A 23,514-nucleotide genomic window follows, 5' to 3' on the forward strand; every position below is an offset into this window, starting at 1 on the left:
TGGGACAGGTGGAGCTGTCCCACCCGGCGATTCACGGTTGCGGCGCCTTTGGTCAGTAGCCGCGCACGTCGGGCCAGTGGCGCTGGACCCCGTCGCGGTCCAGGAGCCGCGCGAACGCCTCGTACCGCTTGTCCTCGGACTGGACCTGCCGCGGTTCGACGCCCTCGGTCAGGCAGTGGGCGGCCAGGGCACCGGCGACCTCGCCGATGTTCCACTCCACCGGGTGGAGCCGGTAGCAGCCGTTGGTGATGTGGGTGGTGCCGATGTTCTTGCCGGCCGGCAGCAGATTGCGGACGCGGCGCGGTACGAGGGCACCGAGCGGGATCTCGAACGGGACCGAGCCGATGTCGATGTAGTTGTCACCTCCGGTGGAGGGGTGCAGATCGATGCGGTAGCTGCCGACGCCGACCGAGTCCCGGTGCCGTGTTCCGCCGTGCGGGCCGACGATGTCGATCGAGACATCGTGCTCGGTGACGGTGGTGACGGCCTTGATGCGGCGGGACTCGCGTACGTACGGGGCCTTGGCGAGGCCGTCCTCGGTGCCGGTGATGTCGGGGCGGATCCGCAGACCGGGGAATCCGGTGCCGCCGTCCTGGCGGGGGGCCTCGGTCTGGAGCCAGTACAGCAGCGAGAGGGACAACTGCCGTGCCTCGGCGACCGCTTGGGCGGACACCTCTTCACCGGCTCCGATCAGGGGCTTGAGCCAGTAGTCGTTGAGCGGCCAGTTGACGAGCGTGATGTCGGAGCCGAAGGCGCCGGGGCGGTGCATGCCCCGGGCGAGGATGCGGCGGAAGCCCCACAGTTCCTTGTCGCCCGCGTCGGCGCTCTGGTCGGCGCTGACGGCGAGCGGGTGGATGTCCGGGTTGGGGACGAAGGAGCGCGGCACGGATTCCAGCGTGCGGGGGTCGGGTGCCTGGAAGCCGAGGAGCGGGCCGGGCCAGAAGTCGGGGCGGTAGGAGCGCCAGAAGTCGTAGTCGGCGGGGCGGTCGACGGTGTGGTTCTCGCCCTCGTGGTGGGAGAGCGCGAAACACACGGTGATGCCCTGCTGGTTGAGCGGCTGGGCCTCTTCGGGGGCGTGCGGTTCGTCGAACTCGCCGCGCGCCTCGGCGCCGATGGCGTACTCGACGCCGCCGAGTTCGAGGAGTTCACCGGTCTCGGTGGCGTCGATGACGTAGCGGGCGGTGACGGTCTCGCGGTCACCGGTGCGCAGGTTCTCCAGGGTGACCGCCCGGATGACATCGTTGTCCGCCTCGGCGGCCACGGCCCGGTGCTCGGTGAGCAGGGTGAGACGGCCCGCCGCGCGGTGCGGTGCGAGCATCGCCTCCAGCACGGTGAGCGCGACGCGCGGCTCGTGGCAGAGCTTGCTGACGCGTCCGGCGCCCGGGTTGAGGTCGGTGAGGGCGAGGGCCTCGGAACGCATCGGGTACCACTGGCGGTAGTACGCGCGGATGCCTTCGCGCAGCCTGCGGTACGAGGCGGTGGTGCCGAACTGCTCGACCCACGGGTGCTCGTCCGGGGGGACGGCCTGGGAGGTGAGCTGGCCGCCGATCCAGTCGGTCTCCTCGGTGAGGACGACGGTGCGTCCGGCGCGGCAGGCGGCGAGCGCGGCGGCGACGCCGCCGAGTCCGGCGCCCACGACGAGGATGTCCGGTTCGGGTATCACGGGTCTCCTTGAGCTGTACGTACGGGTGGTGCGGTCGGTCAGTGGTCTTCGGTGGCGGGCGGCGGGCCCGAGGTGGCGCCGGGCCGGAAGGTGCAGGCGACCAGGGGTTCGGTGGCCTCCTCCCCCGCGACCAGCGCGGCGAGCATGCGCACGGCGGCCGCGCCGAGCCGGGTGCGGGGAATGTCGAAACCGGTGGGTTCGGGTCCGTCCGCGAGGTCGGCGGGCGGGCTGCCGAGCAGTGCCAGCGAGGCGTCGCGCGGGCACTCGATCCCGGCGTCGGCGGCGGCGCGGCGCAGGGCGCGCCAGGCGGCGCCGGTGTCGGTCTCCTCGGCGACGAACGCGGTGACGCCGTCGGCGAGCCAGCTCCGCAGCCGCTCGGGGGTGAGATCTCGCTCCGGGTCCGCGGAACGGAAGACGCTCCCGTCACCGACGGCCTCCAGCCCCTCGGCGAATCCGCGTTCACGGTCGGTGGAGGCGGGTGCCTCGTCGTCCTCGCGGATCAGCACCATGCGGCGGTGTCCGAGGCAGGCGAGGTGACCGACGACCTCACGGGCGGCGCTCACGTAGTCGGCGCCGACCCAGTGCAGGCCCGCCGGCTCGTCCCGGCGGCCGAGGTGGACCACCGGAAAGCCGTCGGCGACCAGTCGGCCCAGTTCCTCGACGGGTGCGTGACGGCCGAGGAACAGGCAGCCGTCGGCGAGGCGGACCCGGCTCAGCGCGTCGGGTCCGGCGGCCCCCGCGCCGCCGGTGCTCGACCCCGTGAACAGCACCAGGTCGTAGCCGCGCTCCGCGGCCTCGCGCTCCACGCCCACCAGGAAGGGGTAGTACGAGTGCTGCACATCGGTGGGGAAGGTCGCGGTGAAGCTGAACACGCCCAGCAGGTTGTTGCGCGCCGCGGCGAGCCTGCGGGCCGCCGGGTCGGGGACGTATCCGAGGCTGCGGGCCGCCTCCAGGACCTTGCGCCGGGTCTCCTCCGAGATCGCGGGCCCCTGTCTCTTGTCCGCGAGCACCAGCGAGACCGTGGCCTGTGAGACCCCGGCGAGCCGCGCGACCTCCGCCTGGCGCGGGCGGGCCGTACGGCCCGCCGGTGCGGGTGAACGGCCGGGCCTGGCCCGCTTCCTGGGTTCCTCCACCATGGCTCCTCACATCGATTAATGCGTATTACTAATGCGCATTAACGAGTACTGTGAGGGTCCGTCGGGCACCGGTCAAGAGGCCGGGCCCAAATTCTTCACTGCGCACCCCCGTACGGTGTGATCAACCATCCCCGCGGAGAAGGCGGTCCCCCATGTCCCTGTTCGATCTGCCGCTCGACCGGCTGCGCGACTACCGCAGCGGTTCGGTCGAGCCGGAGGACTTCGACGCGTTCTGGACGAAGACACTCGACGAGGCCCGGTCCCACGACCTCGCCGCCCGTTTCGAGCCGCGCACCGGCACCGGGCTGTCCACCGTGGACGTGTACGACGTGACGTTCGCGGGCTTCGGCGGTCATCCGGTCAAGGGCTGGTTCGTCGTCCCGGCGGGCACCACGGAGCCGCTGCCGGTGGTCGTCGAGTTCATCGGCTACGGCGGCGGGCGGGGCCTGGCGCACACCCATCTGCTCTGGGCCTCGGCCGGTTTCGCCCACTTCGTGATGGACACCCGGGGCCAGGGCAGCGGCTGGCTCGTCGGCGACACCCCCGACCCGGTGGGCAGCGCCCCCGCGTATCCCGGTTTCATGACCCGCGGCATCGAGGACCCGGAGTCGTACTACTACCGGCGGGTGTTCACCGACGCGGTGCGGGCGGTGGAGGCGGCGCGCTCGCACCCGCTGGCCGACGCGGCGCGCACCGCGGCCGTCGGGGAGAGCCAGGGCGGCGGCATCACGCTCGCCGTCGGCGGGCTGATACCCGATCTCGTGGCGATCGCGCCGGACGTCCCGTTCCTGTGCGACTTCCCCCGCGCCCTCACCGTCACCGACCGCACCCCCTACCGCGAGGTGGGCAACTACCTCAAGACGCACCGCGGCCGGGCCGGGCGCGCGCGGGCCACCCTGTCGTACTTCGACGGGGTGCACTTCGCCGCGCGCGGGCGCGCTCCGGCCCTGTTCTCGACCGCCCTGGAGGACATGACCTGCCCGCCCTCGACCGTCTTCGCCGCCTTCAACGCGTACGCCCACCAGGACAAGACCATCGAGGTGTACGACTTCAACGATCACGAGGGCGGCGGGCCGTTCCAGCAGGCCGTGCAGCTGGGCTGGCTCCCGGGCAGGCTGCGGGCCTGACCGGGGGCGGCGGCGGTCAGCCGCGCGGGACGAGGTGCCTGGACTCCAGGTAGTTGCGTGCCACGTCCTCGGGCAGCCGCCGCCAGCTGTCCACCTGCTCGTTGAGCCGGGCCAGGTCGGCGGTGGTCAGTACGGTGTTGAGCCGGCCCAGCGCCGTACGGACGCCTTCGCTGCCCGCCCGGGACCGGTTGACGACGGGGACGAGGTAGTCGGCGTTCTGCAGATGCCTGTCGTCGGCGAGCAGGACGAGGCCGAAGCTGTCGAGCGTGGCGTCGGTCGTGGTGGTCAGGACCAGCTGGTCCTGACCGTTCTGCACGCCCTGTTTGGCCTGCGTGGTGCCGACACCCTTGGGGTCCACGGCGGTGATGCGGATGCCGTACGTCTTCTTCAGCCCGGGTGCGCAGTAGGGGCGCTGTACGCATTCGTCGCCGGCGGCCAGCCTTACCGGCAGCCCGGATCTGCCCAGGTCGCCGAGGGTCCTGAGATGGTGCTCGGCCGCGTAGCGGGCGGTGACCGCGAAGGCGTTCTGGTCGACGGCGCGCCCGGGGTCGAGCACGGTGAGGCCGCGGGGCGCGGCGAGGGCCCGCAACGCCTTCATGGTGGCGGCGAGGTCGGGCGAGCCCACGGGGGTGGCGTCGGCGCCGTTCTTCTTGGCGTTCAGCCAGTCGGCGAAGGTGGCGGCGTACTCCGGCACGACGTCGATCTGGCCGCTCTCCAGCGCCGGTTCGTAGATCTCCCGGTTGGTGACGGAGATGATCTTCGTGGAGTAGCCGGCCCGGTTCAGCAGCAGCGCGTACATCTGGGCGAGCAGATCGCTCTCGGTGAAGCCCGCGGAGCCGATGGTGAGATGTCTGCTGTCGCCCGGCGGTGCGGTGACCTCGCCCTGGTTCTCCAGGGAGGGGCCGGTGGTGCAGCCGGCCACCGGGAGCAGCGCCAGCAGGATCGGGACGGCGGTTCGTCGCCTCATCCGGATCCCCCGCCGCGGAGTCTGTCCGGGACGAGCAGTCGGCCCGCTTCGAAGAGCCCTTCGACGATCAGCGCGAAGACCGCGACGAGGACCGCCCCGGCGACCACCTGCGAGGTGGAGGCGAGGTTGAACCCGGCCGTGATGATGCGGCCGAGTCCCCCGCCGCCGGCCAGTGCCGCGAGGGTCGCGGTCGCGACGAGCTGCACGGCGGCGATCCGTACGCCGGTGAGGATCAGCGGGAGGGCGAGCGGCACCTCGACACCCAGCATCAGCTGTCTGCCCGTCATGCCCATTCCTCTGGCGGCGCGCACGATGTCGCGGTCGACCTCCCGCATGCCGACGTAGGCGTTGGTGAGCAGCGGCGGTACGGCGAAGAGGACCAGGGCGATGATGGTCGGCCATTCGCCGTGCCCGCCGATCGGGGTGAGCAGGAGCAGCACCAGCACGGCGAAGGTGGGCACGGCCCGGCCGATGTTGGAGATGTTCACGGCGAGTGCGCCGCCCTTGCCGAGATGGCCGAGGACCAGGGCGACGGGCAGTGCGATCAGGCAGCTGATGAGCAGGCAGACGACGGTGAGGAAGAGGTGCTGGCCCAGCCGGTTCCAGATGCCGCCGTCACCGGACCAGTTCGCGGCGGTGGTGAGCCAGGACCAGGCGTCGGCGAGGGTCTTCACGGCTGCCTCCGGGTCCATGGGGTCAGCACTCGTTGCGCGAGCAGGAGCAGCAGGTCGGCGGCGACGGCGATGACGACGCAGAGGACGGAGGCGGTGAGCACCTGGGCCTTGAAGTAGGTGTTCATCCCGGAGTAGATGAGGTTGCCGAGTCCGCCGTAGCCGACGATCGCGCCGACCGTGACCAGGGAGACGGCGGAGACGGTGGCGATCCGCAGTCCGGCCATGGCCGCGGGCAGCGCGAGGGGCAGCTCCACGGCGAGCAGCAGCCGCAGCGGCCCGTATCCCATGCCGCGTGCGGCCTGCCGGGTCTCCTCGGGCACGGCACGCAGTCCGGCGAGGATGTTCCGTACCAGGAGGGTGAGCGAGTAGAGCACGAGCCCGGTGACGACGAGCGAGGCGGAGAGTCCGTACACCGGCAGCAGCAGCGAGAACATGGCGAGCGACGGCACGGTGTAGAGGATGGTCGTCAGGCCGAGCACGGGGCCCGCCGCCCAGCGCCGGTGCCGTGCCACGAGGGCGAGCGGAACGGCGATGACCAGCCCGATGAGCACGGAGGCCAGGGTGAGCTGAAGGTGCTGCACAACGGCGTCCCAGAGGATCTCACGACGGCTGGAGAGATAGGCCCCGCAGAGCCACTCGTTGCGCGCCAGGCAGTCGTCCGGGGGCGCGGTCACCCGTCCATTGGAGCGCGCGGTGCGGTGCGGGCGCACGTCCTGATCGGCCGTCCGGGGCCGCACCGCTTCCGGGAACGGGCCGGCCCCGGAAGGATGCGGGGGCACGGGCCGGTGGGCCCGCGCCTCCCCCGACGGACGTCAGTGCTGCCCGGCCGCCGGTTCGAGGACGAAGACCGGGATCTGCCGGTCGGTCTTCAGCTGGTAGTCGGCGTAGTCGGGGAACGCCTCGACGGCGCGCGCCCACCACAGGTCCTTCTCCTCGCCGGTGGCCTCGCGGGCGTTCATGTCCTGGCGCAGGGGCCCGTCCTGGAGTTCCACCCGGGGGTCGGCCACGATGTTGTGGTACCAGACGGGGTGCTTGGGGGCACCGCCCTGCGAGGCGACCACCGCGTACTTGCCGTCGTGCTCGACCCTCATCAGCGGGGTCTTGCGGATCTTGCCGCTCTTGGCCCCGCGGGTGGTGAGGATGATGACGGGCATGCCCCGCATCTCGGTTCCCTCGGTGCCGCCGGAGCTCTCGAACAGCTCGACCTGGTCGCGGACCCACTGTGTGGGGCTCGGCTCGTACTCTCCCTGCAGAGGCATGTCATCTGTCCCATCGTCGGCTTCCGGACACACGGGCTTCGGTGTGTCCCACTGCTCCGGGAAACTCTCGCACCATTCCGTCCGTCCGGCGCCCGGATCGGTCCGAGTGCCACGGCGACGGAGTGACCCGCGTCAGGAGTAGTGACCCGCGTCAGGAGTGCGGTGGTCTCAGCCGCAGTTGCAGCATCGCTTCGAATCTCGCCTCCGGGTCGCCGAGATCTATGCCCGCGACCACGGCCAGCCGCTTGAGCCGGTAGCGGAAGGTGTTGGGGTGGATGTGTACGGCGGCAGCGGCGGCAGGCACATCGCCGAAGGTGCTCAGCCAGGCGTCCAGGGTGTCCGTGAGGGCCGTGTTGTGTTCGGCGTCGTAGGCGCGCAGCCGTATGACCGGGCCGTCCGGCAGATCGTCCTCGGCGGCCATCCGGTCCGTCAGCTCCTCCAGCAGCGAGGCGGCGTAGACGTCCGACAGCCGTGCGGCCCTGCGCTGGGTGCGGCCGGAGCCGAGGACCCGCAGCGCACGGTCCGCGTCGGTGCGCGAGCGGCGCAGCTCCACCGGGCGGGCGGCGAGCCGGCCGACGCCGATGACGGCGGGCACCCGGGCGCCGATCCGGCCGAGGAACGCCTCGGCCACCCGCAGCCCCTGCTCGTCCGAACCGGTGGGCAGGACCGCGTAGGTGACCCCGCCGATCGCCGCGGCGGCGGTGCGGGGGTGGATCGCGGCCAGGTGCAGGGTGAGGGCCTCGGCGACCCGGTGGCCGGCGGCCACCCGGTCCGGCGCGTACTGCTCGCCGGTCACCGAGAGCGCCAGTACGCAGGCGGGCTGCGCGGACAGGCCGAGCCGGACGGCGGCCTGCGGGGCGTGCGTGCCGCCCTCCAGGACGGTGGCGAGCAGGTCCGCGCGCAGCCGGCGTTCGGCGTCCTCGCCGGTGCGGCGGCGCAGCAGGTGCAGGGCGGCCACCTTCGCCGCCTCCTGGAGCGCCTGGGTGCGGTCCGCGCTCAGCGGTGCGTCGACCACGACCCAGATCGAGCCGAGGATCTCGCCGCCGGCGCGGACGGCGATCGCGACCCGGGGCTTGTCCGAGATGCCGTCGACAAAGACGGGTTCCTCCTTCCGGTAGAGGGCCTGGAAGGCGCCGCGTTCCTCCAGGGCGCGGAGTTTCTCGGCGGGCACCTGGCGGTCGAGAACGGTCGCGATCCTGTCCTCGTCGGCCTCGTCCTGCCTGCTGGAGAAGGCCAGCACCCGGCCGCCGCGGTCCTCCACGGTGACCGGGCCGTCCAGCAGTCCGGCCGTCGCGTTGGCCAGGGCGAACAGATCACCGGCGAGGGGTTCGGCGCCGTCGGCCTCGTCGGGGCCGCCCACCGTGCCCAGTTCGTCGACGGCGAGCAACGACCGCAGCAGCGCGGCCACCTGGGCCCAGGACGCTCCGGGCGTCAGGCCGAGCACGGTCACGCCGGTGCGGGCGGCCGCCTCGGACACCGATCCGTACACCGGGACCGGGGACCGGACCACCACGGCCGCCGCGCCCAGCTTGGCCGCCCGGTCGACCAGGGCGGCCACCGGCCCGGCGCCGTACACACCGACGCCGAGCACCACCGCGCCGGGCAGCCGCGCCGGTTCGTCCAGGGGGTCCTGGATCAGCACCCCGGTGACGGTGCGGGCCGGGTCCGCCTCCCCGGCCAGCACTTCGATCAACGTCGATCCGAGATCGTTGAGGATCCGGCCGAGCACGGCCCGTGGCTGCTCCGTCATCTTCACAAGGTAGTTGACCGGAGATCGTCCGCGACGGGGACGGCCGCCGCTCCGGACTCCCGGCCGGCCCGGGGTTCGCGCAGGCCGGGCATGGTGGGCGGGTCCGGGAGTCCGCGGGTCACCGGCCGATCCATTCCGTCGACTCGGTCACCTCGGCCAGCTTCCCGGGGACCGGGGAGATTCCGATGCCGGGTCCGGTGGGCACGTCGAGATGGCCGTCGCGCAGGGTGAACGGCTCGGTGATGTCGGTCCGGTAGTACCGGTCGGAGGCGGAGGTGTCGCCGGGCAGGGTGAAGCCGGGGAGTGCGGCGAGGGCGACGTTGGCGGCGCGGCCGAGCCCGGTCTCCAGCATTCCGCCGCACCAGACGGGGACGCCGTTGGCGGCGCACACGTCGTGGATCCGCCGGGCCTCCAGATAGCCGCCGACCCGTCCCGGCTTGATGTTGACCACCGAGCAGGCGCCCATCGCGATGGCGTCGGCCGCCGAGCGGGCGGACACGACGGACTCGTCCAGGCAGATCGGGGTGCGCACCCGGCGGGCGAGTTCCGCGTGGCCCCGGATATCCTCCTCGTCCAGGGGCTGTTCGATGAGCAGCAGCCCGTACGGGTCGAGCCGGGCCAGCTGCGCGGCGTCGGCGAGGGTGTACGCGGTGTTGGCGTCCACCTGGAGCTGTACGTCGTCACCGAAGCGTTCCCGGACCGCGCGCACGGGTGCCACGTCCCAGCCGGGTTCGATCTTCAGCTTGATCCGGAGATAGCCCTCGCAGAGATAGCCGTCGACGGTGTCGAGCAGTGCGGGGATCGAGTCCATGATGCCCACGGACACCCCGGCCGGCACCCGCTCGGCCGTCGCCCCCAGCCACTGGCCCATCGACAGGTCATGGGCGCGCAGCCAGGCGTCGAGGACCGCCGTCTCCAGTGCGGCCTTGGCCATCCGGTGGCCCTTGAACGCGGCCAGTGCCGGGGCGACCGCCCACGGGTCGAGCGCCGGCAGGGCGGCGAGCGTGGGTACGAGATAGCTGCGCAGCACGTCCGCCGCGGCCGCGGTGTACTCCGAGGAGTACAGCGGATCGGCCATGGTGACGCATTCGCCGTAGCCCTCGTGGTCCTCGGTCTCGACCCTGACCAGCAGGATCTCCCGGGTGTTCATCGTGGCGAACGAGGTCCGGAACGGTGCGACCAGCGGCATCGCGATCCGGCGCAGTTCCACACCTGTGAGCTTCATGCCTGACTCTCCTGACGTCTGTCGATCACGTACCAGCCGTCCCGGGTGAATCCGGTGACGGTGTGCCCCTCGGCCATCAGGCCGCCGAGTACCTCGCGCAGCGCGTGGCGCCATTCGCGGGCCAGGGGCGGGTCGGTCCGGCGCAGTTCCTCCGCCTCGGCGGGGATCCGGACCAGGACGGTGTCGCCGTCCCGGCGCCCGACGGCCGGGCGGCCGTCGGGTTTGGCGTCCAGGGCGACCACCGTGCGGGGGCCCGCGACGTCGGCGGTGACGGTGCGGGGGATGCCCGCGGCGGATCCGGCGGCGTGCTCGCCGGTCAGTTCCCAGCGGACCAGCAGCCGGTCGGTCTCGCTCCCGGCGTTGACCTCGTCCTGCATGGCGCCGTAGAAGTCGGCCAGGTACTCGCTCGGTTCCGCGCCCAGTTTGGTGAGGTTGAAGTAGGCGTTGCGGCTGATCAGCGGGTCGAAGGTCCAGGTGACGGTGGTGATGTCGCGGGCCAGTGCCCAGGCCCTCTGATGCTGCTTGACCGCGAAGCCGACGTTGCGGCCCCGGACGCTGTCGTCCACCCCGGCGATGTGCGAGTGCAGTCCGGCGCTGGCGAGGAAGCCCAGGCAGAAGCCGACCATCCGGCCGCCCCGGTCGACACCGACGACGTAGCTGCCGGAGTGCGCGAAGACCCGCAGCAACTCCGGGGTGATCAGCGGGTTTCCGGGATCGGGCCGCCAGATGCGGTCCAGCACCCGGCAGGCCTCGTGCATCTCGTCCAGCCCGTGCAGCTCCCTGAGGGTGACGCCCGCACGCTGTGCGGTCAGCTCCGCTGCGGCCGTCGCGGCGGCCGTCGGCGTACCGCTCATGGTTCCACCCGGCCGGGGACGGCCGGCGGTCCGCTGCGCAGCGAGGCCACCAGGGCGGCGACGAGTGCCGTGCGGCGGGGCAGTTCGGCGACGACGACGTGTTCGTCGTCGGCGTGTGCCCCGCCGCCCACGGCCCCCAGGCCGTCGAGCGTGGGGGTGCCCACGCCGGCGGTGAGGTTGCCGTCGGAGGCGCCGCCGACGGCCACGCCGCGCAGCGGGCCGAAGCCGAGCTCCGCGTAGTGGCCGCGGGCCAGTTCGAACAGCTCGGCCGACGCGATGGCCGGCAGCGGCGGCCGGTTCGGGCCTCCGGAGAAGGTGAGCGAGGCGCCTTCGACCACCGGGGGGAGGCCGTGCACGGCGCGGTCGACCCGGTCCTGTTCGGCGGCCGTCGCCACGCGTACGTCGACCAGCAGCCGGGCCGTGTCGGGCACCGTGTTGCGGGTGGTGCCGGATGAGGCCACGGTCGGGGTGACCGTGGTGCCGGCCGCGGGATCGGCGAGGGCGGACAACGCGAGGACCTGGTGGGCGAGTTCGGTGGTGGTGTTGACGCCCCGGTGGGGTTCCAGACCGGCGTGGGCGGCGCGTCCGGCGATGGTCAGCTCGTAGCCGGACATGCCCTTGCGCGCGGTCTTCAGCGCGCCGCCCTCGCTCGCCTCCAGGACGAGCACGGCGCCGGTCCGCCGGGCCTCGTCCTCGATCAGGGTGCGTGAGGTCGGGGCGCCGATCTCCTCGTCCCCGGTGAGCAGGACCGAGACGCCGTCCAGGTCGTCGAGGACCGACAGGGCGTGGAACAGCTGCACCACACCGGCCTTCATGTCGAAGCAACCGGGTCCGGTGAGCCGCCCGCCGGCCACCTCGAAGGGGTGGCCGGCCAGGGAGCCCACCGGCCACACCGTGTCGAAGTGGCCGAGCAGCAGCACCCGGTCGCCGGAGCCGAAGCGCCAGCGCAGGCCGGGCCGCCCCGAGCCGTCGATCCACTCGGGTGCCGCACCCGTCAGCCGGGTGCCGAGGCCGGCGACGACGCGGGCGCAGTCGGTGACCGCGGCCAGGTCGTCGCTGGGCGACTCGGCGCGGACCAGCTCCTCGATGTCGGCCAGCAGGGCCGGCAGCCCTGCCTGGAGGGCGGTGACGATCGCGGTCACGTCAGCCCACCTTGGGCGTGGCTCGGCCACCGTGGTGGATGTACGGGGTGCCGTCGGCGAGTGTGTAGAAGACGACCGGGACCCAGAGCTCGAATCCGGGCCGCTGCACGACGAACAGCCCGGGCTCGACGGGGTGCATCTCGTACTCCTTCTCCGTGTCGGGGGCCAGTTCGGCCAGCGGTCCGGTGATCCGGTCCAGCATCACCAGAGCGCCGTCCCGTTCCACGATCTCCACCCGGCTGGAGAGCCGCTGGTACACGCCGACGTAGTCGGCGGGGTCCACCGCCACCGGTTCCGCGGCGGGCTCGATGGTGGTGCGCATCGTCACCCCGGCCAGCTCCCGGACGATCTCGGCGTACAGGTCCCGGTAGAGGCTGGAGGTGTCGCCGCCGTTGGTGAGCAGGCAGATCGCCAGCTCGGCCTCGGGCAGCACCCGCAGGTAGGCGTTCTGTCCGATGGTGCCGCCGTCGTGTCCGTACACCCGGTGTCCGTCCCAGGTGTCGAGGAACCAGCCGAGCCCCCAGGCGTTGCCCAGGACGTGCGGGTCGGGGAGCTCGACCTGCGGGGTCTGCATGGCGGCGACGCCCTCGGCCGAGAGGATCTTGGTGCCGTCGGCGGTGACGCCGTTGTCGAGGTGCAGCCGGGCGAACTCCAGCACCTCGCGCGGCGTGGAGCAGATCAGCCCGGCCGGTCCGGCGGAGCGCATCAGCCCCCACATCGGGGCCTGCGCGGGCGGGCTCCCCAGGTGTCCGATGGCGGCGCGGAAGCGCAGCACCTCTTCCGGCAGGGTCGCGGTGTGCGTCAGGCCGAGCGGCCGGTACAGGCGTTCGCGCATCAGCTCGTCCCACTGGACGCCGGTGACGACCTCCAGCACTCGGCCGAGCAGGGTGAAGCCCGCGTTGCAGTACGACATGGTGGCGCCGAGCGGGTGGTTGGGGGTGGTGTCGCCCAGCAGCGCGACGTACTTCTCCAGGCAGTCGTCGCCCCGGCCGGTGTCGGTGAAGAGATCGCCGTCGATGCCGCTGGTGTGGGTCAGGAGGTGCCGGAGCGTCAGCCCCTCGTTCAACTCGTCGGTGGCGAGCCGCAGTTCGGGGAGTACGGAGGCGATGGGGGCGTCCAGTTCGAGGACACCCTCGTCGACCAGGGCCATGGCCACGGTGGTGGTCCAGACCTTGGAGATCGAGCCGATCTGGAAGAGGGTGTCGGTGGTCGCCCCGATCCCGGCCTCCGTGTTGGCCAGGCCGACGGCGGTCTCGGCGACCAGTTCGCCGCGGTGCAGGATGCCGAGCGAGGCGCCGGGCACGGAGTGACGGGCGGCGAGTTCGGTGAGGCGGGTGGTCCAGCGGGCTGACAGCTCGGTGGTGTCGGTCATGTCGTGCTCCGATTCCGTTTCGTTCAGCGGTTGGTGTGCGTGGTGACCCATTCGATCAGCCTGCGGGAGTAGTCCTCCCGGTGCGAGGGCCGGCCGTCGAGGAGGAAGAGGTGCGAGCTGCCGGGGTAGACGACCAGCCGGGCCGGTACGTCCCTGGTGCGCAGGGCGTGGAACCACTGTTCGGCCTGGCCGACCGGGCAGGTGTCGTCTGCGCCGCCGTGCAGGATCAGGGTGGGTGCGCGTACCGCGTCGGCGTGGCTGAGCGGTGAGAGTTCGGTCAGCCGGGCCGGGTCGCCGATCTCGTGCTCGGCGATCAGGTGTCCTTCTTCGGAGGTGCCGGCCATGCTCTTCAGATCGACCAGGACACCGCCCGGGACGACGGCGGCGAAGAGGTCGGTGCGGGCGGAGAGCCAGCAGGTCAGGTAGCCGCCGTAGCTGTAGCCGGTGAGCGCGATCCGGTCGGGGTCGACGAGCCCTTCGGCGACGAGGGCGGCGACGGACTGCAGGACGTCCTGTTCGTCCGTCTCGCCCCAGGCGCCCACCGCGCCCGTGTAGAAAGCCTCGCCGTAGCCGTCGCTGGCACGGACGTTCAGTGTGAGGATCGTCCAGCCCTGTGTGGCCAGTTCCTGGTGGTAGAGGTGGGCCGGGTCGGAGTGCGGGGCCCAGGCGTTGTGCGGGCCGCCGTGCACGTCCACCAGCAGCGGGCCGCCCGGGGGTGTGTCCGCGGCGCGGGTGATCATGCCGTGCACGACCGTGCCGTCCGCGATGCCGAACTCGCGTTCGGTGACCGGGTGGAGGGCGATCTCCGGAAGCGACCGGGCCATGTGGTCGGTGAGCCGCGCGGGCTGCTGCCCGGACGTCCAGTCGTCGAGGTCGAGCAGCACGACCTCGGCGAAGCGTGCCGCGTCGGAGACCACGACCGCCGCCCGTCCGGCCTTCGGGGCGACCGAGCAGCCGCTGACCCCGGTGCCGGCGGGCAGCGGGGAGGCGCTGATCCCGGCCGCGTCCACCCGGTACAGGCGGGTGGCTCCCCGGTCGCGGGCGCAGAACACGATGTCGTCGCCGTGGAACTGCGGCAGCGCGCCCGGGTAGCCGGGCCCGCCGGGCAGGACGTTGCGGTCCAGGGCCGCGCTCACCGGGGCCGGGGCGGAGCCGTCCAGCGGTTGCCGCAGCAGCTCCGAGTGGCCGACGCCGAACGTGGTGCGGCCGACGACGAGCAGCGCGGATCCGTCGGGGTACCAGCTCACCGGGCCGGCGAGACCGTCGGCGGGTCCGATCCGGCGGGGCTCGGGCGCCTCCGTCCCGACCTCCACGACGTGGGCGGCCGAGGGGCCGAACGCCGCCGAGTCCGGGCCGGTCTGCGCGGGGTAGGCGAGCCGGGTGCCGTCGGGCGACCAGCTCGGGGAGCCGACGTGCCGGTCTTCCCGGGTGAGCTGTACGACCTCGCCCGATTCCACGTCCACCACGAACAACTGCGTGCGGACCGAGCCGATCAGGCCCGCCCCGTCCGCCTTCCAGCCGAGGGCGTCGATGACCACCGGGGCGCTGTCCGCGCGCCGGGTCTCGGGGGCGGCGAAGGCGATGCGCGTCCCGTCCGGGCTCCAGACCGGGACGCCCGCCCCGGCCGGGCACCGGTCGGGGGTGGTGACCGGTACGGCCTCTCCCCCGTCGGCGGACAGCAGATGGAGCCGGCCGGCGCGCAGGAAGGCCAGTCGCGCCCCGTCCGGGGACCAGCGTGGCGCGGTGTCCGCCGGGCCGTGGGTGAGGCGCCGGGCCGGGCCGCCCCCGGCGCGTACCTCCCAGATGGAGCGGATCACCCGGTCGTTCCCGGCGTCCTGTGTGGCCAGGGTGTAGGCGACGCGTTCGCCGTCGGGAGACAGCGCGGGGTCGGCGGGAATCTCGAACCGGTACAGGTCTTCGATCTTGAGCGGTCGGGTCATGACGCCTCCTCGGCGAGGGCAAGGTCGGGTACGCAGGAGATGAGGTTGCGGGTCGTCGGGTGCTCCGGGTGGTCCAGCACCCGGTCGGTGGGGCCGCATTCGACCAGGTGCCCGCCGTCCAGGACGGCGACCTGGTCGCATAGGTAGCGGACGACCGCGAGGTTGTGGGAGATGAAGAGCATCGCGAAGCCGAGTTCGCGCTGGAGCCGGCGGAGCAGGTTGAGCACCGCGCCCTGGACCGACACGTCGAGGGCCGAGGTGATCTCGTCCGCGATCAGCACGGCGGGCCGGGCGGCCAGGGCCCTGGCCAGGGCGACCCGTTGGCGCTGGCCGCCGGAGAGCGCGTCCGGGGTGAGGGCGGCCCGTGCGGGGTCCATGCCGACGAGCTCAAGGTAGCGCGCCACCTCGGCGTCGCGTGCGGGACGGCGTTCACGGGCCGGGGCCCGCCGTCCGCTCCGCGCTCCGCTCCCCGTGCCGCTTCCGCTTCCGTTACCGTTAACGCTTCCGCTTCCGCCGGACAGTGCCTCGGCCACGGACGCGCCGACGGTCATGCGGGGGTCGAGCGAGGCGTACGGGTTCTGGAACACCAGTTGTACGGGGCTGCGCCCGCGCAGGCGGGGAGCCTCGCTCCCGTCGATCAGTACCTGCCCCGACTGCTTCGGCGCCAGGCCGACGACGGCCTTGCCGAGGGTCGATTTCCCGGACCCGGAGCCGCCGACCAGCCCGGTGACCGTGCCTTCCGGCACCAGCAGGTCGACGTTGTCCACGGCGGTGAAGCGGCCGTAGCGGACCGTGATCCCGCGCAGTTCGAGTGAGCTCATGACGTGGCCTTTGCCGTGTGTGCCGTGGCCGCGACGGGTCGGCCCGCCGCCGTCCCGACCGGGTACCAGCAGGCGACCTGCCGTCCCGGCCCGAGGGCCGTCAGTTCGGGGGTGTCTTCGTGGCAGCGTTCCCGGACCCGTTCGCAGCGCGCCGCGAATGGGCACCCCGCGCCGGTCTCCCCCGGCTCCGGCGGCCGGCCGGGGATGGTGGCCAGTTCCGTACCGCGGTCCGTGGTCATGGTCGGGACCGCCCCGACCAGTGCCCGGGTGTACGGGTGGGCGGCGCCGCCGAGGAGTTCGGTCACCGGGAGGTTCTCGACGACCAGGCCCGCGTACATCACCAGGACCCGTTCGCAGACCTGGGCGACGACGGCGAGGTCGTGGGAGATCAGCAGCAGCGCGGCGCCGGATTCCTCGCGCACCTCGGCGAGCAGGTCTAGCACCTCTCGCTGCACCGCCACGTCGAGCGCCGTGGTGGGCTCGTCGGCGATGATCAGTTTCGGCTTCCCCATCAGTCCCATCGCGATGACGGCGCGCTGCCGCATCCCGCCGGAGTACTCGTGCGGCCGCTGCCGGGCACGGCGTCCGGGCGTGGCGATGCGGACTGCGTCCAGCCGGTCGACGGCGCGTGCCGTGGCCTCGGCGCGGCTCGCTCCCAGGTGCACCTCGGCCACCTCGGCGAGCTGCCGTCCCACCCGCAGGGCGGGGTTCAGCGAGGCCATCGGGTCCTGGAAGACCATGGCGAGTTCGGTGCCGAGCCGTGGGTCCGCGCGCAGGTCGTGCCCGTCGAAGCCGAGGGCTGCGGCCGAGACCCGGCCCGGGTGCGGCACCAGGTCCGCCAGCGCCAGCGCGCTCAGGCTCTTGCCGGATCCCGATTCGCCGACCAGGCCGACGGCCTCGCCCGCGCCGATGTCCAGCGAGATCCCGCGTACCGCCTGCCGCCCGCCGGGGAACGTCACCCGCAGGTCGCGGGCCCGGACCAGAGCCCCGCCGTCGTGCTCGACGGCCGGTTCGGGGGGTGTCCCCAGCTCCTCCTGCGGCGTCGTCTCCGGTGCCTGTGGCGCCCGTCGGCCACCGGCCTGTGCGAGCACCTCGCCGACCAGCCCGAACATCAGCCCCGTCAGGACGACGGCCGCGCCGGGCGCCAGGGCGGCCGCCGGGTTCACGAAGATGCGGTTCAGCTGTTCGTTGAGCAGCCGCCCCCAGTCGTACTGCGGTGGCTGTACGCCGAGTCCGAGGAAGGAGAGGCCGGAGAAGGCGACCAGGATGCCGCCCGTCGCCTGGGTGGCGAACAGCACCGACGGTTCGGCGATGTTGGGCAGCAGATGACGTACCACCATCCGGAACCGGCCCACGCCGAGGATCCGGGCGGCCGCGACGTAGTCGGAACCCGCGATCGACGCCGTCAGGTTCTGCACCAGCCGCGCCATGGGCGGGACCATGGCCAGCCCCACGGCGAACACCGCGCCGGTGCTGCCCACCCCGAAGATCGTGGCGAGGAAGAGCAGGAACAGCAGCCCCGGAAAAGCCACCAGCACACCCACGGTCGCGGTGATCAGCCGCCCGAGGCGCCGGCCCACGACCGCCGGGGCGACGCCCAGCAGCAGCCCGCCGCCGACTCCGATCACGGCGGCCATCAGGGTGAGCCGCAGGGTCAGCCGGGTGGCCACCACGACCCGGGCGGCGATGTCCCGGCCGAGCTGGTCCGTGCCCAGCAGATGGGCGGCGCTGCTGCCCTGGTTGATCGCGTCGGTGTCGACCTGCGCGGCGCGGTCGCCGAGCAGCACGGGGCCGAGTACGGCGACCAGCGCGACCAGCAGGCAGGCGGTGAGCGCGGTGACGCCGATGGGCGTCCGGATGGTGCGCCCGAGCCGGTGCCGCAGTGAGCTGTCATGGTCGTGATGAGGCATCGTCAACTCCCGCGGACGGTGGACTGGGGGTCGGCGACGGCCACGGCCACGTCGACGACGAAGGTGATCAGCAGTGCGGCCGCCCCGTAGACCAGCACCACGCCCTGGACCAGCGGATAGTCCTTCTCGGTGATCGCCTGGACGATCGTGGTGCCGAGGCCGGGCCAGGCGAAGACGTTCTCGACCAGCACGGTGCCGGCGAGCAGCGAGCTGAAGAGCAGGCCGCCCAGGGTGAGCGAGGAGGTCAGCAGATTGGGCAGCGCGTGCCGCAGGTAGCGCAGCCGGGCCGGAAGCCGTTTCGCCCGCGCGGTCCTCATGTAGTCCTCGCCGAGCACCCGCAGCGTCTCCACCCGGACGATGCGCGAGAGCGATGCCGCCGGTACGACGGTCAGGGCCAGCACCGGCAGTACGTAGGAGTCCACACCGCCCCGGGAGGCGACCGGGAAGAGCGGCCAGGCCACCGCGAACGCCGCGATCAGGCCCACCGCCAGCAGGAATTCGGGCACCGCGCCCAGGAATCCGGTGACCCCGGTGAAGGAGAGTTCACCGCGCCGCCTGCGGCCGTCCTTGGTCAGCACCGCGGCTGTCATGCCGACGGGTACGGCGATCAGCAGGATCAGTACGAACGCCGGGACGGCGATCTGCAGAGTGGCCGGGAGCCGGCCCGAGATGATCTCGGACACCGGCATCTGGGCCCCGATCGACTCCCCGAGCCTGCCCTGGAGGAGATTGCCGACGAAGTCGGCGTACTGCTTCAGCAGCGACTGGTCCAGGCCCAGCGACTCCCGGCGGGCCGCGACCATGGCCGGGTCGGCGGTGGTGCCGAGAGCCGCCCGGACCGGATCGCCCGGAATCAGGTGGATCATCGCGAACGCGGCCGTGACCAGTGCCGCGAGCGACACCAGCAGCCGCCAGAGGCGGCGCAGGACGAATCCGACCCAGGGATTGCGGGCCCTCGCCCCCAGGGAGTTCATGGTGATCGTCGCCATCAGCCGGCGCTCCGGCGCAGGGTGCTCGGCACGATGCCGCTGCCGTCCACCTCGAAGGTGACGCCCTTTCCGTAGTACCGGTTCGCCTTGCTGACGATCGGCGCGATGTCGACGTGCTTGACCAGGGCGGCGTCGGCCGCTTCCCACAGGGGGCAGCCGGAGGCGCCGGGCTTGGCGGCGGCCTGGGCGATGAGCCGGTGGTAGTCGGGGTTGACGACGGAGCCGAAGTTGTTGCCCTTCGGCGGTGGCGGTCCGTCGTAGAACTGGGTGAGCTGGTCGGGGAGGGTGACTCCGATGGGCGCCCAGGCGATGTCCCAGTCGCCGCCGCCGAGCGTGCTGATGATGCTGCCGGAGCCGGTGGGCTTCGCCGTCGCCTTCACACCGAAGGACGTCCACTGCTGGACGGCGAGTTCGACCGCCGAGCCGACCTGGGGCCCCTGGTTGGTCGCGTAGCTGAGCCCGACGGCGAGCGGCTTGCCGTCCTTGGTCCAGGTGCCGCCGCTCTTCTTCCAGCCGGCCGCGGTAAGTGCGGCGGCGGCCTGCGCGGTGTCGTGGGCGGGGAGGTTGCCCGTCACCGTGTCGCCGGTGCAGGGGGTGGGGGCGATCTCTCCGATGCCGGTGGCCGGCTTGCCTTTCCCGCCGGTGGCGACGCTCCCCAGCTGCTTCAGGTCCAGTACGGAGACCAGGGCCTTGCGCACCGCGGGATCGGCGGTCGGACGGCCGGCGGCCTGGTTGAACAGGAACTGTCCGAACAGCGCCGTGGAGCTGCGGTACTTCACCTCGGCCGCGTCCAGCCGGTCCTGGTCGGCGCCGTTGATGAGGGCGACATTGATCTGACCGGCCATCAGGAGATTGGCCGCGGTCGACTCGTTGGCGACCACCTTGACCACCACCTTGCCGGGCATGCCCGCACCGGTGGATCCGCGGGGCCCCCAGCTGTACTTGTCCCGCTTGACATACGTGTAGTGGTCGCCCGGAACCGCTTCGGTCAGCCGGTAGGGGCCGCTCGCGTTGGTGGCCCTGGCCAGCGCGGCCGGCTTCGCCAGGCTGTTCTTGCAGAGCAGCGGCAGCAGCCGGGACATCTGCACGATGAACGGCGCGGGCTTCGTGGTGGTGACGGTGACCGTCCGGGTCGCCTTGTCGGCCTTCGCCACGGCGGTGACGGGGACCGAGATGCCGAGCATCGGCGACTGGTTCTTCGGATCGGCGATGTGGTTGTACTCGGCTGCCACGTCCTCGGCGGTCAGTGACGAGCCGTCCTCGCAGGTGACACCGGAGCGGATGGTGAACTTCGCCGAGGTGGTCGTGGCGGACCACTTCTCCGCCACTCCCGGTACCAGCGAGCCGTCGGCGTCGATGTGCACGAGCGTGTCGTACGCGAAGGAGTTCATCGCCAGTGCGGTGCTGACCAGTGCCGTGGTGGGGCTGAGGCTGCCGGGGTCACCGGCGACGGCGACCACCACTGTGGACCCGTCACCGCCACCGGCGGACGTGTCGCCGCCGCACGCGGCCGCGGTGCCGACGAGGCCGAGCACCGTGACCACCGCGGCCGCCGTCCGGGTCCTGCGGGCCGTTCTGCTGCTGGTCTCCGTGCCTGCGGTGCTGGCCATGGTCACCTCCGAGGGAGCGGCACTCCGCCGCCGAGTGAGGGAACAGTAGGCAGCGGCGGACCGCCGCCGATTGGTGGCGCCGCACAAAAAACCGGCTCCCCGATGGTGCGCGGCACCGAAGACGTACGCCCGGGCACAAGGACGGAGAGGTTCCGTCGGCGCCCCGGACAGGGGTCCGGCGGCTGGTCCGGCGGTTGGTCCGGCGGTTGGTCCGGCGATTGGTCCGGCGATTGGTCCGGCGATTGGTCCGGCGATTGGTCCGGCGATTGGTCCGGCGATTGGTCCGGCGGCTGCGCAGTCCCGGGGCGCGGAAAGTCGATCGTGGTGGGGTCCGGCACCTGGCACCCTGTGCCGTATGACCCCCCAGCACCGGATTCGGGCCGACCACGACGCCCGCACGATCGTCGTCTACCAGGCGTACTCACCGGCGATCGCCGGCCCGGCCCTGCGGGCGAAGCGGTTCGTCGCGCCGTTCTCGTTCAACCGGATGACCTGGATCAAGCCGTCGTTCCTCTGGCTCATGCACCGCAGCAACTGGGCGCAGAAGTCCGGCCAGGAACGGATTCTCGCGGTCCGGATCACCCGGGCCGGATGGGAGGAGGCGCTCTCGCAGGCGGTGCTGACGACGGCCGATCCGTCAGTCGTCGCCCAGGCTCCGGTGCACGTGCAGTGGGATCCCGAACGCTCGCTGCGGGGAGCCGCGCTCAACCACTACAGCATCCAGGTCGGGATCGGGCGCGGTCTGATCCGCACGTTCGCCGAGGAGTGGGTCGTCGACATCACCGATGTCACGCCCACGGTCCAGAAGATCGCGGCGCTCCGGCAGGGCGGCCGGAGCGCACAGGCCCAACGGCTGCTCCCGCCCGAGCGGATCTGCCCGGTGCCGCCGGCCGTCGCGAAGCGCCTCGGCATCGATTCGTAGAGCTGCTGCATCACCTGGAGCGGGGTGCGCCCGGAGGACCGCTCGCAGGTGTGGATCTGCATGGTGCAGCCGGGCCGATGGTGATCCGGGTGGGCTCCTGCGGCTGCGGACGGACCACGCCCGGTGCCGCGCAGGCGGCTTCGTCCTCGACGGGCCGCACACGGCGGCCTTCCCGCACCTCGTCGAGTGTGAACCCGAGGTACCACGGACCCGCGTGCTCGGGGCAGGTCGGCCACGGTTCGTCGCGCGGCCACAACAACGGCCCACCGACGGAGCTGTCCCCGGCGGCCGGCCCCCCGGGGCGCGGGTGCAGCCTCACCGCCGTGCGTGCCAGCGGCACGAGCTCCGGGAACTCCTGGGTGATGTCGACCGGTCGAGGGGGCGTCGTACGGTGCATCGGGGCAGCGCAATCACCGGTCGCCCGGCCGGACACACCGCCTCGACTCCGCCCCTACAGGGGTGGCTCGGTGAAGAGCTTCAGCAGCCAGCGTGCGGTCTGCGCATCGCCGGTCCCACCGACAGCACTGGACACGCCGGGGAAGAGCCGCCCCCAGGAGCAGGCCCGGCCGATCGCCCCGAGTCGCCAGGCCAGGCTCAGCGCACGCCGCAGTTCGGCCGTCGTGCGGCCGTCGCCCGTCCACTGTTCCAGGTAGGCGTCCCGCAGCCGGGGCAGCGCCTCGGGCCCGAAGCGGTCTCGGGCCGCGAGGGCGGGGACGAGAAAGCTGCCGAAGGGATGCGCGACGGCCGCGTCCCCCCAGTCGAAGAACGTGTAGCGGCCCGGCTCGGGTGCGAAGAGCTGGCCGTCGTGCAGATCGGAGTGGTCGAGCGTGTCGGCGACACCCACGCCCGCCAGCTCCTCGCACCACCCCACGAACCGGGGCCGCAACTCGCCCAGGGCCCTGCGGTCGGCGGGCCCCAGTGCGGTGTTCGTCCCGACGAGCCGGTCGAAAGTCTCCGGGAGCGCGGCCGTGCGCGCGCCGGGCACTCCGAGCCGCTCGATCTCCTCGGCGTACGGAACAAGTGCGCGTTGCACTCCGGCGTACTGCCGCAGCGGCTCCTCCCAGGCGCGCGGATCGATCGCGGCCGGGGCCACCGAGTCGAGCGCGTCACGGAAGAGTGTGCCGCCGTCCGGCAGCAGCGACCAGCCCCGGCCCGCGTCGACGGCGAGCGGCCGGAGCACGTGTCCGGGCACCCAACGGGCCAGTGCCTCGGTCAGCCCCGCCTCGAAGGCGCCGGCGGGCGAGTTGGCCTTGAACCACACGGTGTCGCCGCCCGCCACGGACAGCCGCACCAGCACGGACCACGGCCGGAGTCTCACCTTGCGTGGCCCGGTCGGTCTCAGCCCGTGCGCGGCGAGCCCGCGCTCGGCCCAGGCGAGGGCGTCCTCCCGCCAGGCACGCTGTTCCCAGGGCGTCACCGCGTCCGGGTACTGCCCTCGGTCCACGGAGACCGGTGCGTCGCTTCGCATCGCGCCATCCCATCACCGTGTGGGGGCGGCCTTCATCCGGTTTTCCGGTGAGGGTGCGGGGCCCCGGACCGTACTCTCCGCTCTGCGCCTCGCATGGGGCCGGGGCCCGGGTCACCCCGGCCCCGGCCGCTGCCCGACGGCCCGGTCTACCGGCGCTCCAGCGCTCCCCGGACGAAGGCGGCCTGGCCCGCGTGCTGCAGATCGTCCGAGATGACGCTGATCAGCCGGACCCCGAGGGTGACTGGCGGCGACCACGCCTCGTCGACGATGCGGTCGAGCGCCTTGTTGTCGAGCCCACGCACGAAGGAGAGGGTCCGCTCGTGGACCGCGTCGTGGTAGCCGAGCAGCAGTTCCGCCGAGCCCACCCGCACGGCCGCGACATCCGCGCTGCTGTGTCCGTAGCCGGTGGCGTCCTTCGGGAAGGGCAGATCGAAGCGGGCGGCCCAGCCCTCGGAGAACCAGACCTGCTCGACACCGGACGCGTCCGAGACGTGGTCGTCCTGGATGCGGGTCAGATGCCAGACGAGCCAGCCGATGGAGTTCGCCCCGTCGTCGAGACGGGCGTGGAGGTCGGCGCGTGAAAGGCCCTCGACCGCCGAGTGCACCGTCTCCCGGACGCGGGTGAACGCGTCGGTCAAAAGGTCAGCGCTTTTCATGCCCTCACCATCCCCGCTGCCGCCGCTCT

The 23,514-nt window shown here is 72.5% G+C and carries 20 protein-coding genes; 2 read left to right on the plus strand and 18 right to left on the minus strand.

Features of this window, described 5'->3' with window-relative positions:
• Positions 1 to 52: 52 nt before the first annotated feature.
• Complete coding sequence (locus EES42_RS23895) at positions 53 to 1,663, minus strand: FAD-dependent oxidoreductase (RefSeq protein WP_124720311.1); 1,611 nt, start codon at positions 1,661 to 1,663, stop codon at positions 53 to 55.
• Positions 1,664 to 1,701: 38 nt separating this feature from the next.
• Positions 1,702 to 2,796: a LacI family DNA-binding transcriptional regulator gene (locus EES42_RS23900; RefSeq protein ID WP_241196605.1), complete on the minus strand. Its 1,095-nt coding sequence runs from the start codon at positions 2,794 to 2,796 to the stop codon at positions 1,702 to 1,704.
• A gap of 155 nt (positions 2,797 to 2,951) precedes the next feature.
• On the opposite strand from EES42_RS23900, the gene EES42_RS23905 reads away from it, so the two are divergent.
• Positions 2,952 to 3,926 (plus strand): acetylxylan esterase, encoded by a 975-nt coding sequence (locus tag EES42_RS23905; protein ID WP_124720313.1) that lies wholly within the window; start codon positions 2,952 to 2,954, stop codon positions 3,924 to 3,926.
• Between the two features lie 16 nt (positions 3,927 to 3,942).
• Here EES42_RS23905 and EES42_RS23910 read toward each other — a convergent pair whose 3' ends face one another.
• The 14 genes from EES42_RS23910 to EES42_RS23975 all read right to left on the minus strand — a co-directional run bounded on the left by EES42_RS23910 (position 3,943) and on the right by EES42_RS23975 (position 20,439).
• Positions 3,943 to 4,893 (minus strand): ABC transporter substrate-binding protein, encoded by a 951-nt coding sequence (locus tag EES42_RS23910; protein WP_124720314.1) that lies wholly within the window; start codon positions 4,891 to 4,893, stop codon positions 3,943 to 3,945.
• Positions 4,890 to 5,567 carry an ABC transporter permease gene (locus EES42_RS23915; protein WP_124720855.1) on the minus strand — a complete coding sequence of 226 codons (678 nt, stop codon included), beginning with the start codon at positions 5,565 to 5,567 and terminating at the stop codon, positions 4,890 to 4,892. The genes EES42_RS23910 and EES42_RS23915 overlap by 4 nt, the downstream gene beginning before the upstream one ends.
• Positions 5,564 to 6,241: an ABC transporter permease gene (locus EES42_RS23920; RefSeq protein WP_124720315.1), complete on the minus strand. Its 678-nt coding sequence runs from the start codon at positions 6,239 to 6,241 to the stop codon at positions 5,564 to 5,566. The genes EES42_RS23915 and EES42_RS23920 overlap by 4 nt, the downstream gene beginning before the upstream one ends.
• A 138-nt stretch (positions 6,242 to 6,379) precedes the next feature.
• Positions 6,380 to 6,826, minus strand: a complete 447-nt coding sequence (locus EES42_RS23925; RefSeq protein WP_124720316.1) for a nitroreductase family deazaflavin-dependent oxidoreductase — start codon at positions 6,824 to 6,826, stop codon at positions 6,380 to 6,382.
• A gap of 151 nt (positions 6,827 to 6,977) precedes the next feature.
• Entirely contained in the window at positions 6,978 to 8,576 is a 1,599-nt protein-coding gene (locus EES42_RS23930; protein ID WP_124720317.1) for a PucR family transcriptional regulator, read from the minus strand.
• Between the two features lie 118 nt (positions 8,577 to 8,694).
• Positions 8,695 to 9,801, minus strand: coding sequence for an o-succinylbenzoate synthase (gene menC, locus EES42_RS23935; protein WP_124720318.1), 1,107 nt, complete (start codon positions 9,799 to 9,801; stop codon positions 8,695 to 8,697).
• On the minus strand, positions 9,798 to 10,655 hold the full coding sequence (locus EES42_RS23940; protein ID WP_124720319.1) for a GNAT family N-acetyltransferase: 858 nt from the start codon (positions 10,653 to 10,655) through the stop codon (positions 9,798 to 9,800). The genes menC and EES42_RS23940 overlap by 4 nt, the downstream gene beginning before the upstream one ends.
• A complete protein-coding gene (locus EES42_RS23945; RefSeq protein WP_241196559.1) occupies positions 10,652 to 11,797 on the minus strand; it encodes a M20 family metallopeptidase in 1,146 nt (381 codons plus the stop codon). Before EES42_RS23945 ends, EES42_RS23940 begins: the two co-directional genes overlap by 4 nt.
• A gap of 1 nt (position 11,798) precedes the next feature.
• Positions 11,799 to 13,169, minus strand: coding sequence for a serine hydrolase domain-containing protein (locus EES42_RS46345; RefSeq protein ID WP_241196560.1), 1,371 nt, complete (start codon positions 13,167 to 13,169; stop codon positions 11,799 to 11,801).
• Between the two features lie 23 nt (positions 13,170 to 13,192).
• Positions 13,193 to 15,109: a S9 family peptidase gene (locus tag EES42_RS46350; RefSeq protein ID WP_241196561.1), complete on the minus strand. Its 1,917-nt coding sequence runs from the start codon at positions 15,107 to 15,109 to the stop codon at positions 13,193 to 13,195.
• The gene (locus EES42_RS23960) at positions 15,106 to 15,930 is read right to left on the minus strand and encodes an ABC transporter ATP-binding protein (RefSeq protein ID WP_124720322.1); all 825 of its coding nucleotides are present in this window, start codon (positions 15,928 to 15,930) and stop codon (positions 15,106 to 15,108) included. Before EES42_RS23960 ends, EES42_RS46350 begins: the two co-directional genes overlap by 4 nt.
• Entirely contained in the window at positions 15,927 to 17,840 is a 1,914-nt protein-coding gene (locus EES42_RS23965) for a dipeptide/oligopeptide/nickel ABC transporter permease/ATP-binding protein (RefSeq protein ID WP_124720323.1), read from the minus strand. The genes EES42_RS23960 and EES42_RS23965 overlap by 4 nt, the downstream gene beginning before the upstream one ends.
• A 2-nt stretch (positions 17,841 to 17,842) precedes the next feature.
• On the minus strand, positions 17,843 to 18,829 hold the full coding sequence (locus EES42_RS23970; RefSeq protein WP_206433556.1) for an ABC transporter permease: 987 nt from the start codon (positions 18,827 to 18,829) through the stop codon (positions 17,843 to 17,845).
• Entirely contained in the window at positions 18,829 to 20,439 is a 1,611-nt protein-coding gene (locus tag EES42_RS23975) for an ABC transporter substrate-binding protein (RefSeq protein WP_124720324.1), read from the minus strand. The genes EES42_RS23970 and EES42_RS23975 overlap by 1 nt, the downstream gene beginning before the upstream one ends.
• Positions 20,440 to 20,794: 355 nt before the next feature.
• On the opposite strand from EES42_RS23975, the gene EES42_RS23980 reads away from it, so the two are divergent.
• Positions 20,795 to 21,361 (plus strand): DUF4291 domain-containing protein, encoded by a 567-nt coding sequence (locus EES42_RS23980; protein WP_124720325.1) that lies wholly within the window; start codon positions 20,795 to 20,797, stop codon positions 21,359 to 21,361.
• 451 nt (positions 21,362 to 21,812) lie between these two features.
• Here EES42_RS23980 and EES42_RS23990 read toward each other — a convergent pair whose 3' ends face one another.
• Positions 21,813 to 22,829: an aminoglycoside phosphotransferase family protein gene (locus tag EES42_RS23990; protein ID WP_124720327.1), complete on the minus strand. Its 1,017-nt coding sequence runs from the start codon at positions 22,827 to 22,829 to the stop codon at positions 21,813 to 21,815.
• 146 nt (positions 22,830 to 22,975) lie between these two features.
• Entirely contained in the window at positions 22,976 to 23,485 is a 510-nt protein-coding gene (locus EES42_RS23995; protein ID WP_124720328.1) for a mycothiol transferase, read from the minus strand.
• Between the last annotated feature and the right edge of the window lie 29 nt (positions 23,486 to 23,514).

Source organism: Streptomyces sp. ADI95-17 (genome assembly GCF_003846175.1).
In the GTDB taxonomy this organism is placed as follows: Bacteria; Actinomycetota; Actinomycetes; order Streptomycetales; family Streptomycetaceae; genus Streptomyces; species Streptomyces sanglieri.

Excerpts from the sequence above, each read along its gene's own strand:
- EES42_RS23905 (WP_124720313.1), top strand. The coding sequence starts at position 2,952 with ATGTCCCTGTTCGATCTGCCGCTCGACCGGCTGCGCGACTACCGCAGC.
- EES42_RS23910 (WP_124720314.1), bottom strand. The coding sequence starts at position 4,893 with ATGAGGCGACGAACCGCCGTCCCGATCCTGCTGGCGCTGCTCCCGGTG.
- EES42_RS23925 (WP_124720316.1), bottom strand. The coding sequence starts at position 6,826 with ATGCCTCTGCAGGGAGAGTACGAGCCGAGCCCCACACAGTGGGTCCGC.
- EES42_RS23930 (WP_124720317.1), bottom strand. The coding sequence starts at position 8,576 with ATGACGGAGCAGCCACGGGCCGTGCTCGGCCGGATCCTCAACGATCTC.
- menC (WP_124720318.1), bottom strand. The coding sequence starts at position 9,801 with ATGAAGCTCACAGGTGTGGAACTGCGCCGGATCGCGATGCCGCTGGTC.
- EES42_RS23940 (WP_124720319.1), bottom strand. The coding sequence starts at position 10,655 with ATGAGCGGTACGCCGACGGCCGCCGCGACGGCCGCAGCGGAGCTGACC.
- EES42_RS46345 (WP_241196560.1), bottom strand. The coding sequence starts at position 13,169 with ATGACCGACACCACCGAGCTGTCAGCCCGCTGGACCACCCGCCTCACC.
- EES42_RS46350 (WP_241196561.1), bottom strand. The coding sequence starts at position 15,109 with ATGACCCGACCGCTCAAGATCGAAGACCTGTACCGGTTCGAGATTCCC.
- EES42_RS23960 (WP_124720322.1), bottom strand. The coding sequence starts at position 15,930 with ATGAGCTCACTCGAACTGCGCGGGATCACGGTCCGCTACGGCCGCTTC.
- EES42_RS23965 (WP_124720323.1), bottom strand. The coding sequence starts at position 17,840 with ATGCCTCATCACGACCATGACAGCTCACTGCGGCACCGGCTCGGGCGC.
- EES42_RS23970 (WP_206433556.1), bottom strand. The coding sequence starts at position 18,829 with ATGGCGACGATCACCATGAACTCCCTGGGGGCGAGGGCCCGCAATCCC.
- EES42_RS23975 (WP_124720324.1), bottom strand. The coding sequence starts at position 20,439 with ATGGCCAGCACCGCAGGCACGGAGACCAGCAGCAGAACGGCCCGCAGG.
- EES42_RS23980 (WP_124720325.1), top strand. The coding sequence starts at position 20,795 with ATGACCCCCCAGCACCGGATTCGGGCCGACCACGACGCCCGCACGATC.
- EES42_RS23990 (WP_124720327.1), bottom strand. The coding sequence starts at position 22,829 with ATGCGAAGCGACGCACCGGTCTCCGTGGACCGAGGGCAGTACCCGGAC.
- EES42_RS23995 (WP_124720328.1), bottom strand. The coding sequence starts at position 23,485 with ATGAAAAGCGCTGACCTTTTGACCGACGCGTTCACCCGCGTCCGGGAG.